The 21,012-nt window shown below is 72.1% G+C and carries 17 protein-coding genes; 6 read left to right on the plus strand and 11 right to left on the minus strand.

Annotated features, from left to right (window positions below):
* Positions 1-136: 136 nt before the first annotated feature.
* The 3 genes from ACIRC0_RS13210 to ACIRC0_RS13220 all read right to left on the minus strand — a co-directional run bounded on the left by ACIRC0_RS13210 (position 137) and on the right by ACIRC0_RS13220 (position 7,288).
* A complete protein-coding gene (locus ACIRC0_RS13210; RefSeq protein ID WP_403615231.1) occupies positions 137-1,600 on the minus strand; it encodes a glutamate synthase subunit beta in 1,464 nt (487 codons plus the stop codon).
* Entirely contained in the window at positions 1,593-6,188 is a 4,596-nt protein-coding gene (gene gltB, locus ACIRC0_RS13215; protein WP_403616476.1) for a glutamate synthase large subunit, read from the minus strand. Before gltB ends, ACIRC0_RS13210 begins: the two co-directional genes overlap by 8 nt.
* Positions 6,189-6,556: 368 nt before the next feature.
* Entirely contained in the window at positions 6,557-7,288 is a 732-nt protein-coding gene (locus ACIRC0_RS13220; RefSeq protein WP_403615234.1) for a VIT1/CCC1 transporter family protein, read from the minus strand.
* A gap of 254 nt (positions 7,289-7,542) precedes the next feature.
* On the opposite strand from ACIRC0_RS13220, the gene ACIRC0_RS13225 reads away from it, so the two are divergent.
* From ACIRC0_RS13225 to ACIRC0_RS13250, 6 genes are read left to right on the plus strand one after another with little or no spacing between them, the layout of a single operon-like run.
* Positions 7,543-8,829 carry an ADP-ribosylglycohydrolase family protein gene (locus ACIRC0_RS13225; RefSeq protein ID WP_403615236.1) on the plus strand — a complete coding sequence of 429 codons (1,287 nt, stop codon included), beginning with the start codon at positions 7,543-7,545 and terminating at the stop codon, positions 8,827-8,829.
* On the plus strand, positions 8,826-9,947 hold the full coding sequence (locus tag ACIRC0_RS13230) for an ADP-ribosylglycohydrolase family protein (protein ID WP_403615239.1): 1,122 nt from the start codon (positions 8,826-8,828) through the stop codon (positions 9,945-9,947). Before ACIRC0_RS13225 ends, ACIRC0_RS13230 begins: the two co-directional genes overlap by 4 nt.
* A gap of 7 nt (positions 9,948-9,954) precedes the next feature.
* Entirely contained in the window at positions 9,955-11,109 is a 1,155-nt protein-coding gene (locus ACIRC0_RS13235) for an ADP-ribosylglycohydrolase family protein (RefSeq protein WP_403615242.1), read from the plus strand.
* A gap of 1 nt (position 11,110) precedes the next feature.
* Positions 11,111-12,601: an ADP-ribosylglycohydrolase family protein gene (locus ACIRC0_RS13240; RefSeq protein WP_403615245.1), complete on the plus strand. Its 1,491-nt coding sequence runs from the start codon at positions 11,111-11,113 to the stop codon at positions 12,599-12,601.
* The gene (locus ACIRC0_RS13245) at positions 12,598-13,788 is read left to right on the plus strand and encodes a CaiB/BaiF CoA transferase family protein (protein WP_403615247.1); all 1,191 of its coding nucleotides are present in this window, start codon (positions 12,598-12,600) and stop codon (positions 13,786-13,788) included. The genes ACIRC0_RS13240 and ACIRC0_RS13245 overlap by 4 nt, the downstream gene beginning before the upstream one ends.
* Positions 13,785-14,612 (plus strand): HpcH/HpaI aldolase/citrate lyase family protein, encoded by an 828-nt coding sequence (locus ACIRC0_RS13250; RefSeq protein WP_403615250.1) that lies wholly within the window; start codon positions 13,785-13,787, stop codon positions 14,610-14,612. Before ACIRC0_RS13245 ends, ACIRC0_RS13250 begins: the two co-directional genes overlap by 4 nt.
* Positions 14,613-14,679: 67 nt before the next feature.
* On the opposite strand, the gene lgt is transcribed toward ACIRC0_RS13250, so the two are convergent.
* The 8 genes from lgt to ACIRC0_RS13290 form a co-directional block, all read right to left on the minus strand.
* Positions 14,680-15,663: a prolipoprotein diacylglyceryl transferase gene (gene lgt, locus ACIRC0_RS13255; protein ID WP_403615252.1), complete on the minus strand. Its 984-nt coding sequence runs from the start codon at positions 15,661-15,663 to the stop codon at positions 14,680-14,682.
* A 118-nt stretch (positions 15,664-15,781) separates the two neighbouring features.
* A complete protein-coding gene (locus ACIRC0_RS13260) occupies positions 15,782-16,558 on the minus strand; it encodes a DsbA family protein (RefSeq protein WP_403615255.1) in 777 nt (258 codons plus the stop codon).
* 84 nt (positions 16,559-16,642) lie between these two features.
* On the minus strand, positions 16,643-17,458 hold the full coding sequence (gene trpA / locus ACIRC0_RS13265) for a tryptophan synthase subunit alpha (protein WP_403615258.1): 816 nt from the start codon (positions 17,456-17,458) through the stop codon (positions 16,643-16,645).
* Complete coding sequence (gene trpB, locus ACIRC0_RS13270; RefSeq protein ID WP_403615261.1) at positions 17,455-18,741, minus strand: tryptophan synthase subunit beta; 1,287 nt, start codon at positions 18,739-18,741, stop codon at positions 17,455-17,457. Before trpB ends, trpA begins: the two co-directional genes overlap by 4 nt.
* Positions 18,742-18,823: 82 nt before the next feature.
* Positions 18,824-19,072 (minus strand): tryptophan biosynthesis modulator TrpM, encoded by a 249-nt coding sequence (gene trpM, locus ACIRC0_RS13275; RefSeq protein WP_403615264.1) that lies wholly within the window; start codon positions 19,070-19,072, stop codon positions 18,824-18,826.
* Positions 19,073-19,094: 22 nt separating this feature from the next.
* Positions 19,095-19,904: an indole-3-glycerol phosphate synthase TrpC gene (gene trpC, locus ACIRC0_RS13280; protein ID WP_403615266.1), complete on the minus strand. Its 810-nt coding sequence runs from the start codon at positions 19,902-19,904 to the stop codon at positions 19,095-19,097.
* Between the two features lie 178 nt (positions 19,905-20,082).
* Complete coding sequence (locus tag ACIRC0_RS13285; protein ID WP_403615269.1) at positions 20,083-20,541, minus strand: DUF2752 domain-containing protein; 459 nt, start codon at positions 20,539-20,541, stop codon at positions 20,083-20,085.
* Positions 20,542-20,635: 94 nt separating this feature from the next.
* On the minus strand, positions 20,636-20,875 hold the full coding sequence (locus ACIRC0_RS13290) for an HGxxPAAW family protein (RefSeq protein WP_263229415.1): 240 nt from the start codon (positions 20,873-20,875) through the stop codon (positions 20,636-20,638).
* Positions 20,876-21,012 lie beyond the last annotated feature (137 nt).

Here is a 21,012-nt window from a genome sequence, read left to right on the forward strand (position 1 = left end):
CCTGCCAGGTCGTCCGGTCGGGGACAAGATGGCAGGCGCCGCCTCGGGGGGTCTGGGGGCGAACCCCCAGATATCCCGCCCGTACGCCTTTGTACGGGACGCTGTATGAGTGACCCTCAGGTCACTGTGGGAGCCGTCAGACCGTCAGTGCGCGGTCCGTCGGCCGGATCGGGGCCGGCAGTTCGCTGGCGCCGGTGAGGTAGCGGTCGACGCCGCGGGCGGCCGAGCGGCCCTCGGCGATCGCCCAGACGATCAGCGACTGGCCGCGGCCCGCGTCACCGGCCACGAACACGCCCGGCACGTTCGTCTGGAAGTCGGCGTCGCGCGCGATGTTGCCGCGCTCGTCCAGCGCCAGGCCGAGCTGCTCGACCAGGCCGTTCTGCTGGTCGGTGCCGGTGAAGCCCATGGCGAGGGTGACCAGCTGGGCGGGGATCTTGCGCTCGGTGCCCGGCTTCTGCGTCAGCTTGCCGTCCACGAACTCGACCTCGGCCAGGTGCAGCCACTGCACGTTGCCGTCCTCGTCGCCCTCGAAGTGGGTCGTCGAGGCGGAGTAGATCCGCTCGCCGCCCTCCTCGTGGGCCGAGGTGACCTTGTAGAGGATCGGGAAGGTCGGCCACGGCTGGTTCGTCGGGTGCCGCTCGTCGTTCGGGCGGGGCATGATCTCCAGCTGCGTGACGGAGGCCGCGCCCTGGCGGTGGGCGGTGCCCACGCAGTCCGCGCCCGTGTCGCCGCCGCCGATCACGACCACGTGCTTGCCCTCGGCCGAGATCGGCGGGGTGACGTAGTCGCCCTCCTGGACCTTGTTGGCCAGGGGCAGGTACTCCATCGCCTGGTAGATGCCCTTGAGCTCACGGCCGGGGACCGGGAGGTCGCGGGCGGTGGTGGCGCCCGCGGCGATCACGATCGCGTCGTACCGCTTGCGCAGGTCCGACGCCTTCAGGTCGCGGCCGATCTCGATACCCGTACGGAAGCGGGTGCCCTCCGCGCGCATCTGCTCGATACGGCGGTTGATGTGCCGCTTCTCCATCTTGAACTCGGGGATGCCGTAGCGGAGCAGACCGCCGATGCGGTCCGCGCGCTCGTACACGGCCACCGTGTGGCCGGCCCGGGTCAGCTGCTGGGCGGCGGCGAGACCGGCGGGGCCGGACCCGATCACCGCGACCGTCTTACCCGACAGGCGCTCCGGGGCCTGCGGCTTGACGTCACCGCTGTCCCACGCCTTGTCGATGATCGAGACCTCGACGTTCTTGATGGTGACCGGCGGCTGGTTGATGCCGAGCACGCACGCCGACTCGCACGGAGCGGGGCACAGGCGGCCCGTGAACTCCGGGAAGTTGTTCGTGGCGTGCAGCCGCTCGGAGGCGGCCGTCCAGTCCTCGCGGTAGGCGTAGTCGTTCCACTCGGGGATCAGGTTCCCGAGCGGACAGCCGTTGTGGCAGAACGGGATGCCGCAGTCCATGCACCGGCTGGCCTGCTTGCTGATGATCGGCAGCAGGGAGCCGGGGACGTAGACCTCGTTCCAGTCCCGGACGCGCTCCTCGACGGGGCGGGACTTGGCGACCTCGCGGCCGTGGTTCAGGAAGCCCTTGGGATCAGCCATTGGTCGCCGCCTCCATCATCTTCTCGTGGGTCTCGGTCTCGGAGAGACCGGCTCGCTCGGCGGCGTCCTTGGCGGCGAGCACTGCCTTGTACGTGCTGGGGATGATCTTGCTGAAGCGGGTCACGGCCGTGTCCCACTCGGCGAGGAGCTTCTCGGCCACGGTGGAGCCGGTCTCCTCCTGGTGGCGGCGCACCACGTCGTGCAGCCACTGCTTGTCGGCGTCGTCCAGGGCCTCGACGGCGCCCAGGTTGCCGGCGTTGACGTTGTCGCGGTCCAGGTCGATGACGTACGCGACACCGCCCGACATACCGGCCGCGAAGTTGCGGCCCGTCTCGCCGAGGACGACCGCGTGGCCGCCGGTCATGTACTCGCAGCCGTGGTCGCCCACGCCCTCCGAGACCACCAGCGCACCGGAGTTGCGGACGCAGAACCGCTCACCGACCTTGCCCCGCAGGAAGATCTCGCCGCTGGTCGCGCCGTAGGCGAGGGTGTTGCCCGCGATGACGCTGTACTCGGCGAGGTGGTCGGCCGCGCGGTCCGGGCGGACGATGATCCGCCCGCCGGAGAGGCCCTTGCCGACGTAGTCGTTGGCGTCGCCCTCCAGGCGCAGGGTGACACCGCGCGGCACGAAGGCGCCGAAGGACTGGCCCGCGGAGCCCGTGAAGGTGATGTCGATCGTGTCGTCGGGCAGGCCCGCGCCACCGAACTTCTTCGTCACCTCGTGGCCGAGCATGGTGCCGACCGTGCGGTTGATGTTGCGGATCGCGACCTGGGCGCGCACCGGCTGGGCGTCGGTCTGGGAGTCCGCGTTCAGGGCGTCGGCGGCGAGCTTGATCAGCTCGTTGTCGAGCGCCTTCTCCAGGCCGTGGTCCTGCGCGATCACCTGGTGGCGCACCGCGCCCTCGGGCAGCTCGGGCACGTGGAACAGCGGCTCCAGGTCCAGGCCCTGCGCCTTCCAGTGGTTCACCGCGCGGGTGACGTCCAGGACCTCGGCGTGGCCGACGGCCTCCTCGATGGAGCGGAAGCCCAGCTCGGCCAGCAGCTCGCGGACCTCCTCCGCGATGAACCGGAAGAAGTTCACGACGAACTCGGCCTTGCCGGAGAACCGCTCGCGCAGCACCGGGTTCTGCGTGGCGATGCCGACCGGGCAGGTGTCCAGGTGGCAGACGCGCATCATGACGCAGCCGGAGACGACCAGCGGAGCGGTCGCGAAACCGAACTCCTCGGCGCCGAGCAGCGCGGCGATGACCACGTCACGGCCGGTCTTCAGCTGGCCGTCGGTCTGCACGACGATGCGGTCGCGCAGGCCGTTGAGCAGCAGGGTCTGCTGGGTCTCGGCGAGGCCGAGCTCCCAGGGGCCGCCCGCGTGCTTCAGCGAGGTGAGCGGCGAGGCGCCCGTGCCGCCGTCGTGGCCGGAGATGAGGACGACGTCCGCGTGCGCCTTGGACACACCGGCCGCGACCGTGCCGACGCCGACCTCGGAGACCAGCTTCACGTGGATGCGGGCCTGCGGGTTGGCGTTCTTCAGGTCGTGGATCAGCTGCGCCAGGTCCTCGATGGAGTAGATGTCGTGGTGCGGCGGCGGGGAGATGAGCCCCACGCCCGGCGTCGAGTGCCGGGTCTTGGCCACCCACGGGTACACCTTGTGGCCGGGCAGCTGGCCGCCCTCGCCGGGCTTGGCGCCCTGGGCCATCTTGATCTGGATGTCGTCCGCGTTGACCAGGTACTCGGAGGTCACGCCGAAGCGGCCGGATGCCACCTGCTTGATCGCCGAGCGGCGCGCCGGGTCGTACAGGCGCTCCGGGTCCTCGCCGCCCTCACCGGTATTGGACTTGCCGCCCAGCTGGTTCATGGCGATGGCGAGGGTCTCGTGCGCCTCCTGGGAGATGGAGCCGTACGACATGGCGCCCGTGGAGAACCGCTTGACGATCGACGAGACCGGCTCGACCTCCTCGATCGGGATCGGTCCCCGGTCCGACTTGAAGCCGAACAGGCCGCGCAGCGTCATCAGGCGCTCGGACTGCTCGTTCACGCGGGCCGTGTACTTCTTGAAGATGTCGAAGCGGCCGGTGCGCGTGGAGTGCTGGAGGCGGAAGACCGTCTCCGGGTCGAACAGGTGCGGCTCGCCCTCGCGACGCCACTGGTACTCGCCGCCGATGTCCAGCGCGCGGTGCGCGGGAGCGATGCCGGAGGCCGGGTAGGCCTTGGCGTGACGGGCGGCGACCTCCTGGGCGATGACGTCGATGCCGACGCCGCCGATCTTGGTGGCGGTGCCGTTGAAGTACTTCTCGACGAAGGCCTCGTCCAGGCCGACGGCCTCGAAGACCTGGGCGCCGCGGTAGGAGGCGACCGTCGAGATGCCCATCTTCGACATGACCTTCAGGACGCCCTTGCCGAGGGCGTAGATCAGGTTGCGGATGGCCTTCTCGGGCTCGGCGCCCGGCAGGAACGTCCCTGCGCGGACCAGGTCCTCGACGGACTCCATCGCCAGGTACGGGTTGACGGCGGCGGCGCCGTAGCCGATGAGCAGGGCGACGTGGTGGACCTCGCGGACGTCGCCGGCCTCGACCAGCAGGCCCACCTGGGTGCGCTGCTTGGTGCGGATGAGGTGGTGGTGGACGGCCGCGGTGAGCAGCAGCGACGGGATCGGCGCGTGCTCGGCGTCCGAGTGCCGGTCCGACAGGACGATCAGACGGGCGCCGTTCTCGATGGCGGCGTCGGCCTCGGCGCAGATCTCCTCCAGGCGCGCGGCGAGGGCGTCACCGCCGCCGTGCACCCGGTACAGGCCGGACAGCGTGGCGGCCTTGAAGCCGGGCATGTCGCCGTCGGCGTTGATGTGGATGAGCTTGGCCAGCTCGTCGTTGTCGATCACCGGGAAGGGCAGCACGACGCTGCGGCAGGAGGCCGCGGTCGGGTCGAGCAGGTTGCCCTGCGGGCCCAGCGAGGAGCGCAGCGAGGTGACGAGCTCCTCGCGGATCGCGTCCAGCGGCGGGTTGGTGACCTGCGCGAACAGCTGGGTGAAGTAGTCGAAGAGCAGACGCGGACGCTCGGACAGCGCCGCGATCGGCGAGTCGGTGCCCATGGAGCCGATCGGCTCGGCGCCGGTGTTGGCCATCGGCGCGAGGATGACGCGCAGCTCCTCCTCGGTGTAGCCGAAGGTCTGCTGGCGGCGGGTGACCGAGGCGTGGGTGTGCACGATGTGCTCACGCTCGGGCAGGTCGCTCAGCTCGATCTCGCCGGCCTCCAGCCACTCGGCGTACGGCTGCTCGGCGGCGAGGGCCGCCTTGATCTCGTCGTCCTCGATGATGCGGTGCTCGGCGGTGTCCACGAGGAACATGCGGCCGGGCTGCAGGCGGCCCTTGCGGACGACCTTGGCCGGGTCGATGTCGAGGACGCCGACCTCGGAGGCGAGGACGACGAGGCCGTCGTCGGTGACCCAGTAGCGGCCCGGGCGCAGACCGTTGCGGTCGAGCACGGCGCCGACCTGGGTGCCGTCGGTGAAGGTGACGCAGGCCGGGCCGTCCCAGGGCTCCATCATCGTGGAGTGGTACTGGTAGAAGGCGCGCCGGGCCGGGTCCATGGAGTCGTGGTTCTCCCACGCCTCCGGGATCATCATCAGCACGGAGTGCGACAGGGAGCGGCCACCGAGGTGGAGCAGCTCGAGCACCTCGTCGAAGGAGGCGGAGTCGGACGCGTCAGGGGTGCAGATCGGGAAGATCCGCTCCAGCTTCTCCTGCGGGCCGAACAGGTCGGAGATCAGCTGCGACTCACGGGCGACCATCCAGTTGCGGTTGCCCTTGACCGTGTTGATCTCGCCGTTGTGCGCGACGAAGCGGTACGGGTGGGCGAGCGGCCAGCTCGGGAAGGTGTTCGTGGAGAACCGCGAGTGGACGAGCGCGATGGCCGTGGCGAAGCGGCGGTCGGACAGGTCCGGGAAGAAGGGCTCGAGCTGGCCGGTGGTCAGCATGCCCTTGTACACGATCGTCCGCGCGGACAGCGACGGGAAGTACACGCCGGCCTCGCGCTCGGCGCGCTTGCGCAGCACGAACGCCTTGCGGTCGAGGTCGATGCCCTTGCTCACGCCGTCCGTCACGAACAGCTGGCGGAAGGCGGGCATCGTGGAGCGGGCGGTGGCACCGAGCAGCTCGGGGGCGACCGGGACGTCGCGCCAGCCCAGGACGGTCAGGCCCTCCTCGGCGGCGATCGTGTCGATCGCCGAGGCGGCCTCGGCGGTGCCGTCCTCGGGCAGGAAGGCGATACCGACGGCGTAGGCGCCCGCCTCGGGCAGTTCGAATCCGGCCACCTCGCGGAAGAAGGCGTCGGGGACCTGGGAGAGGATGCCGGCGCCGTCACCCGAGTCGGGCTCGGAGCCGGTGGCACCGCGGTGTTCCAGGTTGCGCAGAACCGTGAGCGCCTGCTCGACCAGCGCATGGCTCGCCTCGCCGGTGAGGGTGGCCACGAAGCCGACGCCACAGGCGTCGTGCTCGTTGCGGGGGTCGTACATACCCTGCGCAGCAGGGCGAGCATCCATGAAGGACCAGTTCTGGCCATTCGCGGAGTGCTGGGACGGCTGGCGCGGCGTACGCATCGGCTCTCCCGTCGTCGTCATGTGGCATATGCAGGTGCCGAGGGACGACGTTGGCCCTCTGCGAAAGGTGCAAAATTTCGTGCAGGTTACATGATGGAGCGGTTCTCGGGAACCGGGATAGGCCGTTCCAACATGCGGACATCGCCGGGGCGTGGCGCGGGTTCCACGCACGGCGATGGAGTGGAGGGGGCACAACCGGACAGATCAGTGTCCGTCGACCCGGGGACGGAGGGCAACATCGCCCACCGTGAGGGGGTGCGGAGCAGGCGTCATTGCCCGCGGCGCTTACGGCTCATGCCCGCTGGTTAAGCACGCGAAACCGTCGAGTAACAACTATTTATGCGGTCCCTCGCATAACTAGCCTGCGCTTATCGTACGGCCGTACCGAACAAAGTGCCCAGGACGTACGTCACACCCGCCGCGGCACCACCGAGGGCGAGCTGCCTGAAGCCGCTGTACCACCAGCTGCGCGCCGTCACCTTGGCCACGACGGCGCCGCACGCGAAGAGTCCGAGGAGCGCGAGAAGGACGGCGGGCCACAGGGCGTGGGCACCGAGCAGGTAGGGCAGGAGGGGCAGCAGGGCGCCGAGCGCGAAGGACCCGAAGCTGGAGACGGCGGCCACCAGCGGGGAGGGCAGGTCGCCCGGGTCGATACCGAGCTCCTCGCGGGCGTGTATCTCCAGGGCCTGCTCGGGGTCGCGGGAGAGCTGCTTGGCGACCTCGCGGGCCAGCGCGGGCTCGACGCCGCGCGCCTCGTACAGCGCCGCCAGCTCCTCCTCCTCGTCCTCCGGGTGCTTCCTCAGCTCCCGCCGCTCGACGTCGAGCTCGGCCTCGACCAGCTCGCGCTGCGAGGCGACGGAGGTGTACTCGCCGGCGGCCATCGAGAAGGCCCCGGCGGCCATACCCGCGAGGCCTGTGATGATGATGGTCTGCTGGCTGACGGACCCGCCGGCGACACCCGTCATCAGGGCCAGGTTGGACACCAGCCCGTCCATCGCGCCGAACACGGCCGGGCGCAGCCAGCCACCGTTGACATCCCGGTGGGTGTGGTTGTCCCGGTGCGCCTCGTGCAGCGTCGCCTCGGTCTCGATGATGGCCATGAGGTCCCCCAGGAAGCTTAGGCAAAGCTAAGTTTGGACACGTTCTATCTTTCGACAACACAGAATCTACGCCTTGAATTTCCGTCCCGCCAGCAAGGAAAGGCTCGGCTAACCTGCACCTTTGCCTCTCCGCGCTCATCCGTGACGATCACTGCTCAGATGCCGGACGGGTGATGCTGAGGCCCGCAAGGCTCTGCGCGACGGTTTCGGGGGGACAGATCGCACAGGGGGCGCCGCGAGAGGAGAGGCACCGTATGGCCATCGCCTGCACTCCCCCCGTACCGGCGCCCGAGGACGCCGCCGGTCCCCGGGAACGGGCGCGGGGCGCGTTGCTCGGCCTCGCCGTCGGGGACGCGCTGGGGGCGCCCGCCGAGAACCTGGAGCCGTCCGGGATCCGGGCCCGCTGGGGCCGCATCACGGGGTTCGTCACCGAGCAGCCGTGCGGCACGGACGACACCGAGTACGCCATCTTCTCCGGGCTGCTGCTGGCCCGGCACGGCTCGGCGCTCACCGTGGCGCATGTGGAGGCGGCCTGGCACGAGTGGATCGCGGACCGGGACGAGGGGCCGTTCCGGGGGGCGGGCTTCAGCGAGCGCGGGACGCTGGAGAACCTGCGCCGGGGCCTTGCCGCCCCCGCCTCCGCGCAGCACCGGCACGCCTGGAGCGACGGGCTCGCCATGCGTGCGGCGCCCTTCGGGGTGTTCGCCGCGGGCCGCCCGGCGGAGGCGGCGCGACTGGTGGCGATCGACGGTTCGGTGAGCCATGAGGGCGAGGGCATCCACGGCGGCCGGGCGGTCGCGGCAGGCGTCGCGGCGGCGATGACCGGAGCGTCGACGAGCGCCGTGGTGGCCTCGGCCCTCGCGGCCGTCCCCGAGGACTCGTGGACGGCCCGCTCGCTGCGCCGCGCGGTCGCCGTGGCCCATCGGGGCGCCCGCGCGGTCCGCTCCGCGGTGGTGATCGACGGCTATCCCTGGACGGACCTCGCGCCCGAGGCGGTCGCCCTGGCGTTCGGCGCGTACGTGGCGGCAGGCGGCGACTTCCGGGAGTCGGTGCTCGCCGCGGTCAACATGGGCCGCGACGCCGACACCACAGCGGCGGTCGCGGGCGCCCTGGCGGGCGCGACCCGCGGTATCGCGGCGATCCCCCGGGAGTGGGCGGCGGCGATCGGCCCGGCACGGGGGCGCTGCCTGCCGTCCGTGGCGGGGCACCACGTCCTGGACGTGGCCGACCTGCTGACGCCGGGGGACGGGGGGAAGCGGGCCGCGGGAGTCCGCGGGGAGAGGATCGCGGCGATCCGAGGGGAGAGGGCCGTTCGGATCGGCGGGGCGGGGGGCGCGCGGGTCCCGGAGACGGGGCCGGCCGTACGGGGCGGCGGATCCGTGCGGCTTGACGGCCAGGGATCCGAAAGCCATGACGGCCACGGATCCGGACGCCATGACGGCCAGGAAGCCGTACGGCGTGACGGCGAGAAAGCCCTACGCCGTGACGTACGTACGCCGCTCGGTGCGGTGCCGTACGGCCGGACCCAGGGGGAGCCGTGAGCGGGCCTCGGCGGGTCGAGGGGCTGCTGCTCGGGCTCGCAGTGGGTGATGCCGCCGGGTGGCCCGCCGCCCGGCACCGGGCCGCACGGATGCCCGAGTGGACCCGGCGGCTGACCCGGGAGCTGGACACCTTCGCCGAGGAGAACGCGACCACCACCCTGCCGGTGCCGATCGCCCTCAACCAGTCGCCGCAACCGCTGCGGCTCGGACCGTCGGACGACGCCGAGTGGGCGGCGTTCACGGCCGAGGCCCTGCTGCGCGCCAAGGACGCCGACGCGCTCGGCGGTCCCGACCGGCAGCCCGGACTACGAGCCGCCATCGACCGGTCCTGGAACGCCCTCGCCACCGAGGTCACCGCCGCGGCCGACCGCGGCCCCGAGGCCGAGTCGGCCCTCATGCCGTTGCGTGCCCGCATCTCCGTCCGCGCGGGCCTCGGCAACCTCGCCACCGGGCTGCGCCCGCCCGCCACCGGTCACGACAACCCGCACTACTTCGACGACGCGGCCTGCGTACGGGCCTGCGTGCTCGCCGTGGCCCACCCGGGCGAGCCCGAATCCGCCGCCGCGCTCGCCGAGTTCGACGCCCGTTACACCCAGGACGGCGACGGGGTGCACGGCGCCCGTGCCATGGCCGCGGCCCTCTCGCTCGCCCTGTCCGGGGCGGCGCTCGACAACTGCGTGCGGGCCGCGCTGGCCGAGCTCCCCGAGTCCACCGAGATCGGCCGCAACGCCCGGCACGCCCTGAAGCTGGCCCACGACGGCGAGGGGGCCTTCCGCGTCGTCCCCCTGCTGGAACACCAGATCGTCGACCACGTCTACAGCTACGGCGTCGCGGCCGCGGAGACCGTCCCGGTCGCCCTCGCCCTCGCGACGGCGGCCCACGGGCGCATCGCGGAGGCGGTGCCCGCCGCCGCCTGCCTGTCGCGGGTGGCCGACTCCGCCCCGGCCCTCACGGGCGCACTCACGGGAGCCCTGGGCGGCGGCGCGGCGATCCCGTCCTCGTGGCGCGACTCCTGCCGCACCCTCGCGGGCTGTGCACTGCCCCACCTGACCGGCACGGACCTCGTACACCTCGCCGAACTCCTGGAGACGACGGAACTGACCGCTACCGGTGGATGATTCGGACATGACGCCCACTCCTGACGAGTCGGTCCCTCTGGACGAACGCATCACCGGCGCCCTGGTCGGCGCAGCCGTCGGCGACGCCCTCGGCGGTCCCGTCGAGGGCCACTCCCCCGAGCAGATCGTCGAACGGCACGGCGGCCGGATCCACGGGATCGTCGGACCCTGGCACGGCGACGCCTGGCGCACGGCCCGCCCCGTCGCCCCGTACCACAAGGGGGACGGCCACGTCACCGACGACACGTTGATGACGCACGCGCTGGTACGGGTGTACGCGGCCGTCCGCGACCACCTCGACGCGTACGCGATCGCCGAGCACCTGGTCCCCGACCTGATGACGAACCCGCGCTGGATCCCGGAGCTGGAGGCGGAGGCACTCCCGCTGCACCGCGTCTTCCTGGCCGAGAAGTGGCTCGTGACACGGCTTCACTACGCCCATGCGGACCCGCGGGAGGCGGGCGTCGGCAACATCGTCAACTGCGGTGCCGCGATGTACATGGCGCCGGTCGGCCTGGTCAACGCGGCCAACCCCGAGGGCGCGTACGCCGAGGCCCTGGACGTGGCGGGCGCGCACCAGTCCTCGTACGGCAGGGAGGCGGCCGGGGTGCTCGCGGCGGCGGTGGCGGCGGCGTGCACGCCGGGCGCGACCTGCGACTCGGTCGTGTCCGCGTGCCTGTCGCTGGCGAAGGACGGAACGCGGGCCGCCATCGAGACGGTCTGCGACGCCGCCTCCCGCTACTCGGACTTCGAGTCGGCGCTCCGTCCGCTGCGGGAGGCGGTGGCGCCGTACGACACCGTCGGCCCCGACTACCGCGCCCCGTCCCTGGGCGCCCGCCGACCGTCCCGGCTGCACGCGATCGAGGAACTCCCGGTGGCGCTCGGCATGGTGGTCGTGGCGCGCGGGGACTACCGTCACGCGGTGCTCGGCTCGGTGAACTACGGCCGGGACTGCGACTCCATCGCGACGATGGCGGGCGCTATCACGGGCGCGCTGGGCTCACAGGTCCCCTCCGACTGGGCGAAGGCGGTCGCGGAGGCGAGCCGCCTCGACCTGCACGCCCCGGCCCGGACGCTCACGGAGGTCACCCGGGAGATCTTCGCCCGGGACGTGCGCCGCCGCCGGTCCCACGAGGCGGCCTTCGCCGCGCTGGGAGGCTGAGGTGCTCCGACTGACCTGGGTCCAGCCGGAGGACCTCCTCGGCCATGAACTCCGCCAGGCGGAACAGGACGGCCGGGAGCCTTCGGCGATCGCGGCGAGATGGCGGGCGGCGGGCGGCCCACCGGCGCCCCTGACCGCCGGCGCGTCACCGGTACCGGCGTCCCCGTACCTGCGCCTGCTGGCAAAGGACCTGCTGGACGAACTGGCCGACCTGCCGAGCTGTTTGGCGGAACACGAACCGACGGACCTGGCCCGGATCAGGGCGCTGTGCCGGAGCCGGCCTGCTCAGGCTGCGGGCAATCGTGCCGCTGAGGCGATGGGGGTCCCCCCTGCTCGAGCGAAGTCGAGAGCTTGGGGGAGGGTCGGCGCTGGGGGCACCCCCTCCGGGGGAGGCACCCTGCAAGCGCCGGCAGGCGAAACCAACCCCCGAGCAACCCCCACCGAGGCGCAACTCGAAGCCGCCTGGCTGGGCAGAGCCGCCGGCTGCCTCCTCGGCAAACCGGTCGAAAAGCTCCCCCTCGACGGCATCCGCCAACTGGCCCGCGCCACTGGCAACTGGCCGTTGAGCACCTGGTTCACGGCCCGCGGACTACCCGCGGACCTGGCCGAGCAGTACCCGTGGAACCGTCGCTCCGCGAAAACCTCCCTCGCCGAGAACATCGACGGCATGCCCGAGGACGACGACCTCAACTACCCCCTGCTGAACCTCCTGTTGCTCGCCCGCCACGGCAAGCACTTCACCACCACCGACGTCGCCCGGCTCTGGCTCGACGAACTCCCCGCCGCCCGCACCTTCACCGCCGAACGCGTCGCCTACCGCAACCTCCTCTCCGGCATCGAGCCCCCACGCACCGCCCGCCACCGCAACCCCTTCCGCGAATGGATCGGCGCCCTCATCCGCGCGGACGTGCACGGCTGGACCAACCCCGGCGACCCGGCCGCCGCGGCCGAACAGGCCCACCGCGACGCCACCCTCACCCACACCGGGAACGGCGTCTACGCGGCGATGTTCACCGCGGCCGCCATCGCCGAGGCGGCCACCGGCGCCCATGACGTCCACCACTGCCTGCGCACCGGTCTCACCGTCGTCCCGCCCGCCTCCCGCCTCGCCCGCGCGGTCCGCCACGCGATCCGACTGGCCCGATCCACACCCGACTTCGACGCGGTGGTCGACGAACTGCACGCCGCCCACCGCGGCTACCACTGGGTCCACGCCATCCCCAACACCGCCCTGATCGCCGCCGCCCTCACCCACGCCGACGGCGACTTCACCGGATCCATCTGCCGTGCGGTGTCCGGGGGGTGGGACACCGATTCGAACGGCGCGACGGCCGGCAGCATCGCCGGACTGCTGGCCGGACACCCCACCGCGCTCCCCGACCGCTGGACCACCCCCCTCAAGAACCGGCTCGCCACGTCCGTCGGCGACTTCAACGGTGTCGGCTTCGACGCCCTTGCCCACCTCACCCACCGGGAGGCCCACCGCTCATGACCGCACCCCTCGCCGGCCTCCGCGTGCTCGACCTCGCGACCCTCTTCGCCGGCCCCCTCGCCGCCACTCTGCTCGGTGACTTCGGCGCCGAGGTCATCAAGGTCGAGCACCCGGCCCGTCCCGACCCCTCCCGCGGCCACGGCCCGACGAAGCACGGCGTGGGGCTGTGGTGGAAACTGCTCGGCCGCAACAAGCGCACGATGACACTCGACCTGTCCAAGCCCGGTGGCCGTGCGACTCTGCTGCGGCTCGCCGCGACCGCCGACGTGATCGTCGAGAACTTCCGCCCGGGCACCCTGGAGAAGTGGGCCCTCGGGTGGGACGAGCTGTCCGCCGCGAACTCCCGTCTCGTGCTCGCCCGGGTGACCGCGTTCGGCCAGTTCGGCCCGTACGCGCACCGCCCCGGCTTCGGCACGCTCGCGGAGGCCATGAGCGGGTTCGCGGCGATCACCGGGGAGCCGGACGGGCCGCCGACGCTCCCACCGTTCGGGCTGGCCGACTCGATCGCGGCGCTGGCGACGGCGTACGCGGTGATGACGGCCCTGGCGGCCCGCGAGCGCACCGGGACGGGCCAGGTGGTGGACATGGCGATCATCGAACCGATCCTCACCGTCCTCGGCCCGCAGCCGATCTGGTTCGACCAGCTGGGCCACGTCCAGGGGCGCACCGGCAACCGCTCCCAGAACAACGCCCCGCGCAACACCTACCGCACCGCGGACGGCGGCTGGGTCGCCGTGTCGGCCTCCGCCACGTCCGTCGCCGAGCGGGTGATGCGCCTGGTCGGCCGCCCCGAGCTGATCGAGGAGCCGTGGTTCGCGACGGGCGAGGAGCGGGCCCGGCACGCGGACGTGCTCGACGAGGCCGTCGGCGGGTGGATCGCCGGCCGCACCCGCGCGGAGGTGCTGAAGGCGTTCGAGGACGCGGAGGCCGCGGTGGCGCCGGTGCAGGACGTGCGGGAGGTGATGACCGACCCGCAGTACGCGGCGCTCGGCACGATCACCACGATCCCGGACGACCCGGAGCTGGGCCGCCTACGGATGCAGAATGTCCTGTTCCGCCTCTCTGCCACGCCCGGCGCGATCCGCTGGGCCGGCCGTCCGCACGGCGCGGACACGCGGGCGGTCCTGACCGAACTGGGTCTGACGGCCCCTGAGATCGCCGCGCTCGAGGCGGAGGGTGCGCTATGACCCCTCTCACCCTGCTGTACGCGCCCGGTGACCGCCCGGAGGTGGTGGGCAAGGCGCTCACCTCCGGGGCGGACGTGGTGCTGGTCGACCTGGAGGACGCGGTCTCCCCGGACCGCAAGGCGTACGCGCGGGCGGCGACGGCGGAACGGCTCGCGGAACGCCCGCCGGTGCCGGTCCATGTCCGGGTGAACGCGCTGGACAGCCCCTGGGGCGAGGCGGACCTCAGGGCGCTCACGGCGCTCGTGGGTCTCACGGGGCTGCGCCTTCCGAAGGTGACGTCGCCCTCGGACGTCGTCCGTGCCGCGCGCCGCGCCGTCCGGGCGGACGGCACGGTCGTCCCCCTCCACGCCCTGCTGGAGACGGCCCTGGGGGTGGAGCGCGCGTTCGCGATCGCGTCGGCGCATCCGGCCGTGCGGGGCATCGCGCTGGGTGAGTCGGACCTCCGCGCCGACCTGGGCGTACGGGAGGACGCGGGGCTCGACTGGTCGCGGGCGCGGGTGGTGGTGGCGGCCCGGGCCGCCGCGCTGCCGCCGCCGGCCCAGTCGATCTACCCGGACACACGGGACCTGGAGGGCCTGGCGGCGTCCTGCGCGCACGGCCGCAGCCTGGGCTTCCTGGGCCGGGCGGCGATCCATCCCCGTCAGCTTCCGGTCATCGAACGCGCCTACGCACCGACCCCGGAGGAGATCACGCGAGCGGAGGAAACCCTCAAGGCAGCCGCCCTGGACCAGGGCGCCCAGGCCCTCCCCGACGGCCGCTTCATCGACACGGCGGTGGTGAGAGAGGCGTACAGAACCCTGTCGTTGGCCCGCCGAAGGCGTTGAGGACCGGACACGCGCCGGGGGCGCCGTATCCAGCGATACGGCGCCCCCGGCAACGCAGGAACGTTCCTCAGCCCTTCTGGGCGGACTCGGCCTCGTCCTGCGACGTCTCCGCGGTCCCCTTGGCCTCCGCTTGCTCCGTGGCCTTGGCAACCGTCTGCTTCTCGTCCTCCGGCTCGGGCTCGCCCTTCTTCTCCGGTTCCCCGGAGTCGGCGTCCCCCTCGGCCTCGCTGCCGGCGGCATCCGGCTCGACCACTGCCTCCCGGCCCGGCCTGACCCGCGACGACACCACCATGTACGTCACGGCCAGCAGGAACACCAGCATCGCGGTCCAGTCGTTCAGCCTGAGGCCCAGGATGTGGTGCGCGTCGTCGACCCGCATGTACTCGATCCAGCCACGGCCCACGCAGTACGCGGCCACGTACAGCGCGAACGCCCGGCCGTGCCCCAGCTTGAAGCGGCGGTCCGCCCAGATCACCAGGAACCCGACCCCGATGCACCACAGCGACTCGTACAGGAACGTCGGGTGGTAGTACCCCGGCACCCGCCCGTCCGTGGAGGAGGTGATGTGCAGCGCCCACGGCAGATCCGTCGGCCGCCCGTACAGCTCCTGGTTGAACCAGTTGCCCCAGCGTCCGATCGCCTGCGCGAAGGCGATCCCGGGTGCGACGGCGTCGGCGTACGAAGGAAGCGTGATCCCCCGGCGACGGCAGCCGATCCACGCGCCGACCGCGCCGAGCGCGATCGCGCCCCAGATACCGAGCCCGCCCTGCCAGACCTTGAAGGCGTCCACCCAGTCGCGGCCCTCGCTGAAGTACAGCTCGTAGTCCGTGATCACGTGGTAGAGCCGCCCACCGACCAGGCCGAACGGCACGGCCCAGACCGCGATGTCGGCCACCGTGCCCGCCCGGCCGCCCCGGGCGATCCAGCGTTTGTTGCCGAGCCACACGGCTACGAAGACACCGATGATGATGCAGAACGCGTAGCCGCGCAGCGGAATGGGGCCGAGGTACAGCACTCCGCGCGAGGGGCTGGGAATGTAGGCAAGTTCCATGGCAGGAACGACGCTACCCTGCCGGACACGCAGCGTGGCAACCCACCCGGCTACGGGTCCATAACGTACGACTCCCCCGGCCTATCGGACACCGGGGGCATCGCGGGGGCCCACGGCCTCAGGACTTGCCGGCGGCCTCCACCATCTGCTTCAGCTTGGCCGGTGTCATCGTGCGGTCCTCGAAGAGGTTCTTTCCGTCGAGGAGCACCGTCGGCGTGCCGGAGAAGCGGGCGCTCTGGAACGCGTCGTTCGACTTCACCACCCAGCTGTCGTGCGTGCCGTCCTTGACGCACTTCTGGAAGGCCGGGCCGTCGAGGCCGCCGACCTTGCCGGACAGCTCGATCAGCTTGGCGTTGTCCGCGTACGTGTCCTGCGTTTCCTTGGGCTGGTTGTCGTACAGCACGTCGTGGTAGCTCGAGAACTTTCCGGCGTCCTGCGCGCACGCCGCCGCGTTGGCCGCGGAGCGGGAGCCGCTGCCGCCCAGGTTTCCGTCGATGAGCGTGACCAGGCGGTACTCGACTTTGAGCCGTCCGGCGTCGACCAGCTGGTGGATCGTGGGGCGGTAGGCGGTCTCGAAGGCCCGGCAGGCCGGGCAGCGGAAGTCCTCCCACACCGTGAGGGTCGACTTGGCGGAGCCCTTGCCGACGGGGATCGCGAGGGCGCCCTTGCCCGTCGCCCCGGAGGGTGCGATGGCGGGGCCGGAGGCGCCGCTCTTGCCGCTCTTGCCGGCGTTCGCCGCCAGGACGCCCACCACCGTCGCCAGTGCCAGGACACAGACGACCGAGGCGCCCACGATCAGCGTGCGGCGGCGCTTGTCCGCCGCCTTCTGCTTCTGTCGCTCGACCGCCAGCCGCTCGCGGGCGTTGCGCTTTCCTTCACGGTTCTTCTCGCTCACATCGGGCAGAACGAACCGGGGAGGCGCAGCGCGCCTCCCCGGCCTCAGGTCCACTCGTTCGAGTGAGCGGTTGCCGCCCTCGGCTCACACGGTGCCGCGGACGCCCTGCGCCAGCTCGCCCGCCAGCGTGCGGACCGCCTCCAGGGCCGCCGCCTCGTCGGGTGCGTCCAGCATCCGCTTCACGAACGCCGAGCCGACGATCACGCCGTCCGCGAAGCCGGCCACCTCGGCGGCCTGGGCCGCGTCGGAGACGCCGAGGCCGACGCAGACCGGCAGGTCGGTGGTGGCGCGGGTGCGCTGGACCAGGTCCTGGGCCTGCGCGCCGACCGTCTCGCGGGTGCCGGTGACGCCCATGAGCGAGGCCGCGTAGACGAAGCCGGAGCCCGCCGCGGTGATCTCGGCCAGCCGTGCGTCCTTGCTGCTGGGCGCGACCACGAAGACCGTGGCGAGTCCGTGCTTCTCGGCGTGCTCCCGCCACAGGGCCGACTCCTGCACGGGTAGGTCCGGCAGGATGCAGCCCGCGCCGCCCGCCTCGGCCAGCTCGGCGGTGAAACGCTCGACGCCGTAGCGGTCGATGGGGTTCCAGTACGTCATCACGAGGACGGGCTTGCCGGTGGCCTCGAAGGCCTCGCGGACCGTGCGCATCACGTCGGCGATCTTCACGCCGCCGCGCAGCGCGATGTCGTCGGCGGTCTGGATGACGGGGCCGTCGAGGACGGGGTCGCTGTGCGGCAGGCCCACCTCGACGACGTCGGCGCCGCCCTCCAGAACCGCCTTGATCGCGGCGATGCCGCCGTCGACCGTCGGGAAGCCGGCCGGCAGATAGGCGATGAGCGCGGACCGGCCCTCCGCCTTGGCGGCGGCGAGGGTGTCCGACAGCAGTTGGATGTTGCCGCTCACTGGGCGTCCCCCTCGATCTCCGCGGCGTCGGTGTCGGCGTCCGCGGCGACGGACGCGTCGGTGTCGTACAGGCCGAAGTACCGGGCGGCGGTGTCCATGTCCTTGTCGCCGCGCCCGGACAGGTTGACGACGATCAGCCCGTCCTCGCCGAGCTCCCTGCCCACCTCCAGGGCACCGGCGAGGGCGTGGGCGCTCTCGATGGCCGGGATGATGCCCTCGGTGCGGGACAGCAGGCGCAGGGCCTGCATGGCGGCGTCGTCGGTGACGGCCCGGTACTCGCCGCGGCCGCTGTCCTTGAGGTAGGAGTGCTCGGGGCCGATGCCCGGGTAGTCGAGGCCCGCGGAGATCGAGTAGGGCTCGGTGATCTGGCCCTCGTCGTCCTGCAGGACGTAGGACCGGGAGCCGTGCAGGATGCCGGGCTCGCCGGCGGTGAGGGTGGCGGCGTGCTCGCCGGTCTCGACCCCGTGTCCGGCGGGCTCGCAGCCGATGAGGCGTACGCCCTCGTCGGGGATGAAGGCGTGGAAGAGGCCGATGGCGTTCGAACCGCCGCCCACGCAGGCGATGGCGGCGTCCGGCAGGCGCCCGGCGCGCTCGAGGAGCTGCCGCCGCGCCTCCACGCCGATCACGCGGTGGAAGTCGCGCACCATGGCCGGGAAGGGGTGGGGGCCTGCGACGGTGCCGAAGAGGTAGTGGGTGTGGTCGACGTTGGCGACCCAGTCGCGGAACGCCTCGTTGATGGCGTCCTTGAGGGTGCGGGAGCCGGACTTCACGGCGATGACCTCGGCGCCGAGCATGCGCATGCGGGCGACGTTGAGGGCCTGCCGCTCGGTGTCGATCTCGCCCATGTAGATGGTGCACTCGAGCCCGAACAGGGCGCAGGCGGTGGCGGTGGCGACGCCGTGCTGGCCGGCGCCGGTCTCCGCGATGACCCGCGTCTTGCCCATCCTCCTGGTGAGGAGGGCCTGCCCGAGCACGTTGTTGATCTTGTGGGAGCCGGTGTGGTTGAGGTCCTCGCGCTTGAGGAACACCCGGGCGCCGCCGGCGTGCCGGGCGAACCGCGGCACCTCGGTGAGGGCGCTGGGCCGGCCGGTGTAGTTCACGAGCAGGTCGTCGAGTTCGCGGGCGAACTCGGGGTCGGCCTTGGCCTTCTCGTACTCGACGGCCACCTCGTCCACGGCGGCGACGAGGGCCTCCGGGATGAACTTGCCGCCGAACGCGCCGAAGTAGCCCTCGGCGCTGGGGACCCGGCCTTCCGGGTCGGGGATGAAGAACTCGCTGGGCATGCGGAAACCTCACGGTGAGTTGTGGATACCAATCGCCGTGGGGGCGGGGCTGATCAGTCGGCCTCGGGCCGCCTGTGGCCGATCAGTCGGCCTCAGGCCGCCTGTGGCTGATCGCGCCGACGCGGCGGAGCCGCAGGTTCGGGAACTGCCCCGCGCCCCTTGCGGGGCGCTGCCATCGCATGCCGTTGACCTGCCCCGGCTCGTCACCGATGACATACCGCACCCGGCGCCCGTGCACCCGGCGTGCGGGCGCGCGGCAGCCGCGGGGGCGGCATCCGCGGGCCAGGCGGGCGTACGGGTCCCTGGTCGTCACGGTGGTCGGAACAGTCATCGGCGCTCACCCTACCGGGACGTCAGCCCCGCCCGTGGCGCAGTGCCGGATGTGCGCCCGCCGCCACCAGGTCGGCGACGGCCGTCTTCGGGTCGCGCCCGGTCACCAGGGACTCGCCGACGAGTACGGCGTCGGCTCCCTCGTTGGCGTACGCGATCAGGTCGTGCGGTCCGCGGACCCCCGACTCGGCGACCTTGACGATCCGGTCGGGGATCTCGGGGGCGATCCGCTCGAACGTGGTGCGGTCCACCTCGAGGGTCTTGAGGTTGCGCGCGTTGACGCCGATGACCTTCGCTCCGGCGTCCACCGCCCGCTCGACCTCGTCCTCGTCGTGCACCTCGACGAGCGGGGTGAGCCCGATGGAGACCGCGCGCTCGATCAGCGACTCCAGGGCCGGCTGGTCGAGGGCGGCGACGATCAGCAGCGCGAGGTCGGCGCCGTACGCCCGGGCCTCCCACAGCTGGTAGGAGGTGACGATGAAGTCCTTGCGCAGCACCGGGATGTCGACCCGGGCCCGGACGGCCTCCAGGTCGGCCAGCGAGCCGCCGAAGCGGCGCTGCTCGGTCAGGACGGAGATGACGGCCGCGCCGCCCGCCTCGTAGTCGGCGGCGAGCCCCGCCGGGTCGGCGATCGCGGCGAGCGCGCCCTTGGACGGGCTGGACCGCTTGACCTCGCAGATCACCTTGACCCCGTCACCGCGCAGGGCGGCGACGCCGTCCTTGGCCGCGGGAGCCTTCGCCGCGCGCTCCTTGAGCTCGTCGAGGCTGACGCGTGCCTGCCGCTCCGCGAGGTCGGCACGGACTCCGTCGATGATCTCGTCGAGCACACTCACGCGAGCGGCCCCCTTCCTGACGGTTGACGATGGGGTGAGGTCCCACCGGGTCGGGCCTCGATCCACCGGGGCCGCCTCGGCGGGCGAAACCGATGGTCACTGCGATGGTATCCGGAGCAGGGCCCAAGCCTCACATCCGGTGGAGGCCGGTCCCATTACCTGGACATTCACAGATCGATCACGGGTGCAGCCAGCCGCCGAACGGCAGGTTCCGGACAACGGTGAAGGCCAGTAGCAGGGCGCCCAGACTCCACAACTGCACCGGGGTGAGGTCGATCCGCAGCGCTCGTCCCCGTACCGCGCGGACCGCCCACACGGCCCACACCACGGCGAAGACCAGAAAGCCGGTGACGGCGAGAGCGTTGTCGTGCAGCGCCGTCACGACGTCCCCGTGCACGAAGGCGTGCGCGCTGCGCAGTCCGCCGCAGCCGGGGCAGTACACGCCGGTGTAGCGCAGCAGCGGACAGACCGGATAGTGGCCGGGTTCGTTGGGGTCCACCGCCCCGACGTAGGCGAAGGCCCCGGCGACGGCGGCGAGGACCCCGGCGGGTACCGCGGTGCGACGGAGCGCGGCTGCGCCGCCGGTGCCGTCGCGGTGCGGGGTCACGCTGGGGGATTCGGCGTTCACCTCACGCATTCTGCCCGCCCGCCGCCGCGGGTGCGCGGGTACGCGAGAGGCGGCTCCGTACGCACCGTGCGGGGCCGCCTGTCGTTCGGAGCCGGGGAAGGCCTCAGTGCTCCGTCGCCTCCGCGGGCTGGTGCGCCGAGTGCGCCTGAGTCTTCGGCTGGCCGAGACCCATCTGGCGCATGATGCCGCCGACGACGCCACCGAGGACGCAGATCGCGATGCCCGCCCAGAAGCCGACCGGCTGGGCCATCACGGTGAAGGCGCCCGAGACGCAGAAACCGATGAAGGCGATGATGACACCGGTCCAGGCGGCCGGGGTGTGACCGTGGCTGCTGCCCGCCATGACTTGCTCCTTGTTGGCTCTATGTGCGTGGGTGAGTCGAAGCTCGGCGCCCATTGTCCCGTACCCGTGCGTATGAGGTGAGCGCGGGGTCGCGCTGTCCGATTCGGGGCTCGGTGCGCCTGTGGGACGCCCGTCCG

It is taken from the genome of Streptomyces sp. NPDC093984, from assembly GCF_044764595.1.
Classification (GTDB): Bacteria; Actinomycetota; Actinomycetes; order Streptomycetales; family Streptomycetaceae; genus Streptomyces; species Streptomyces cynarae.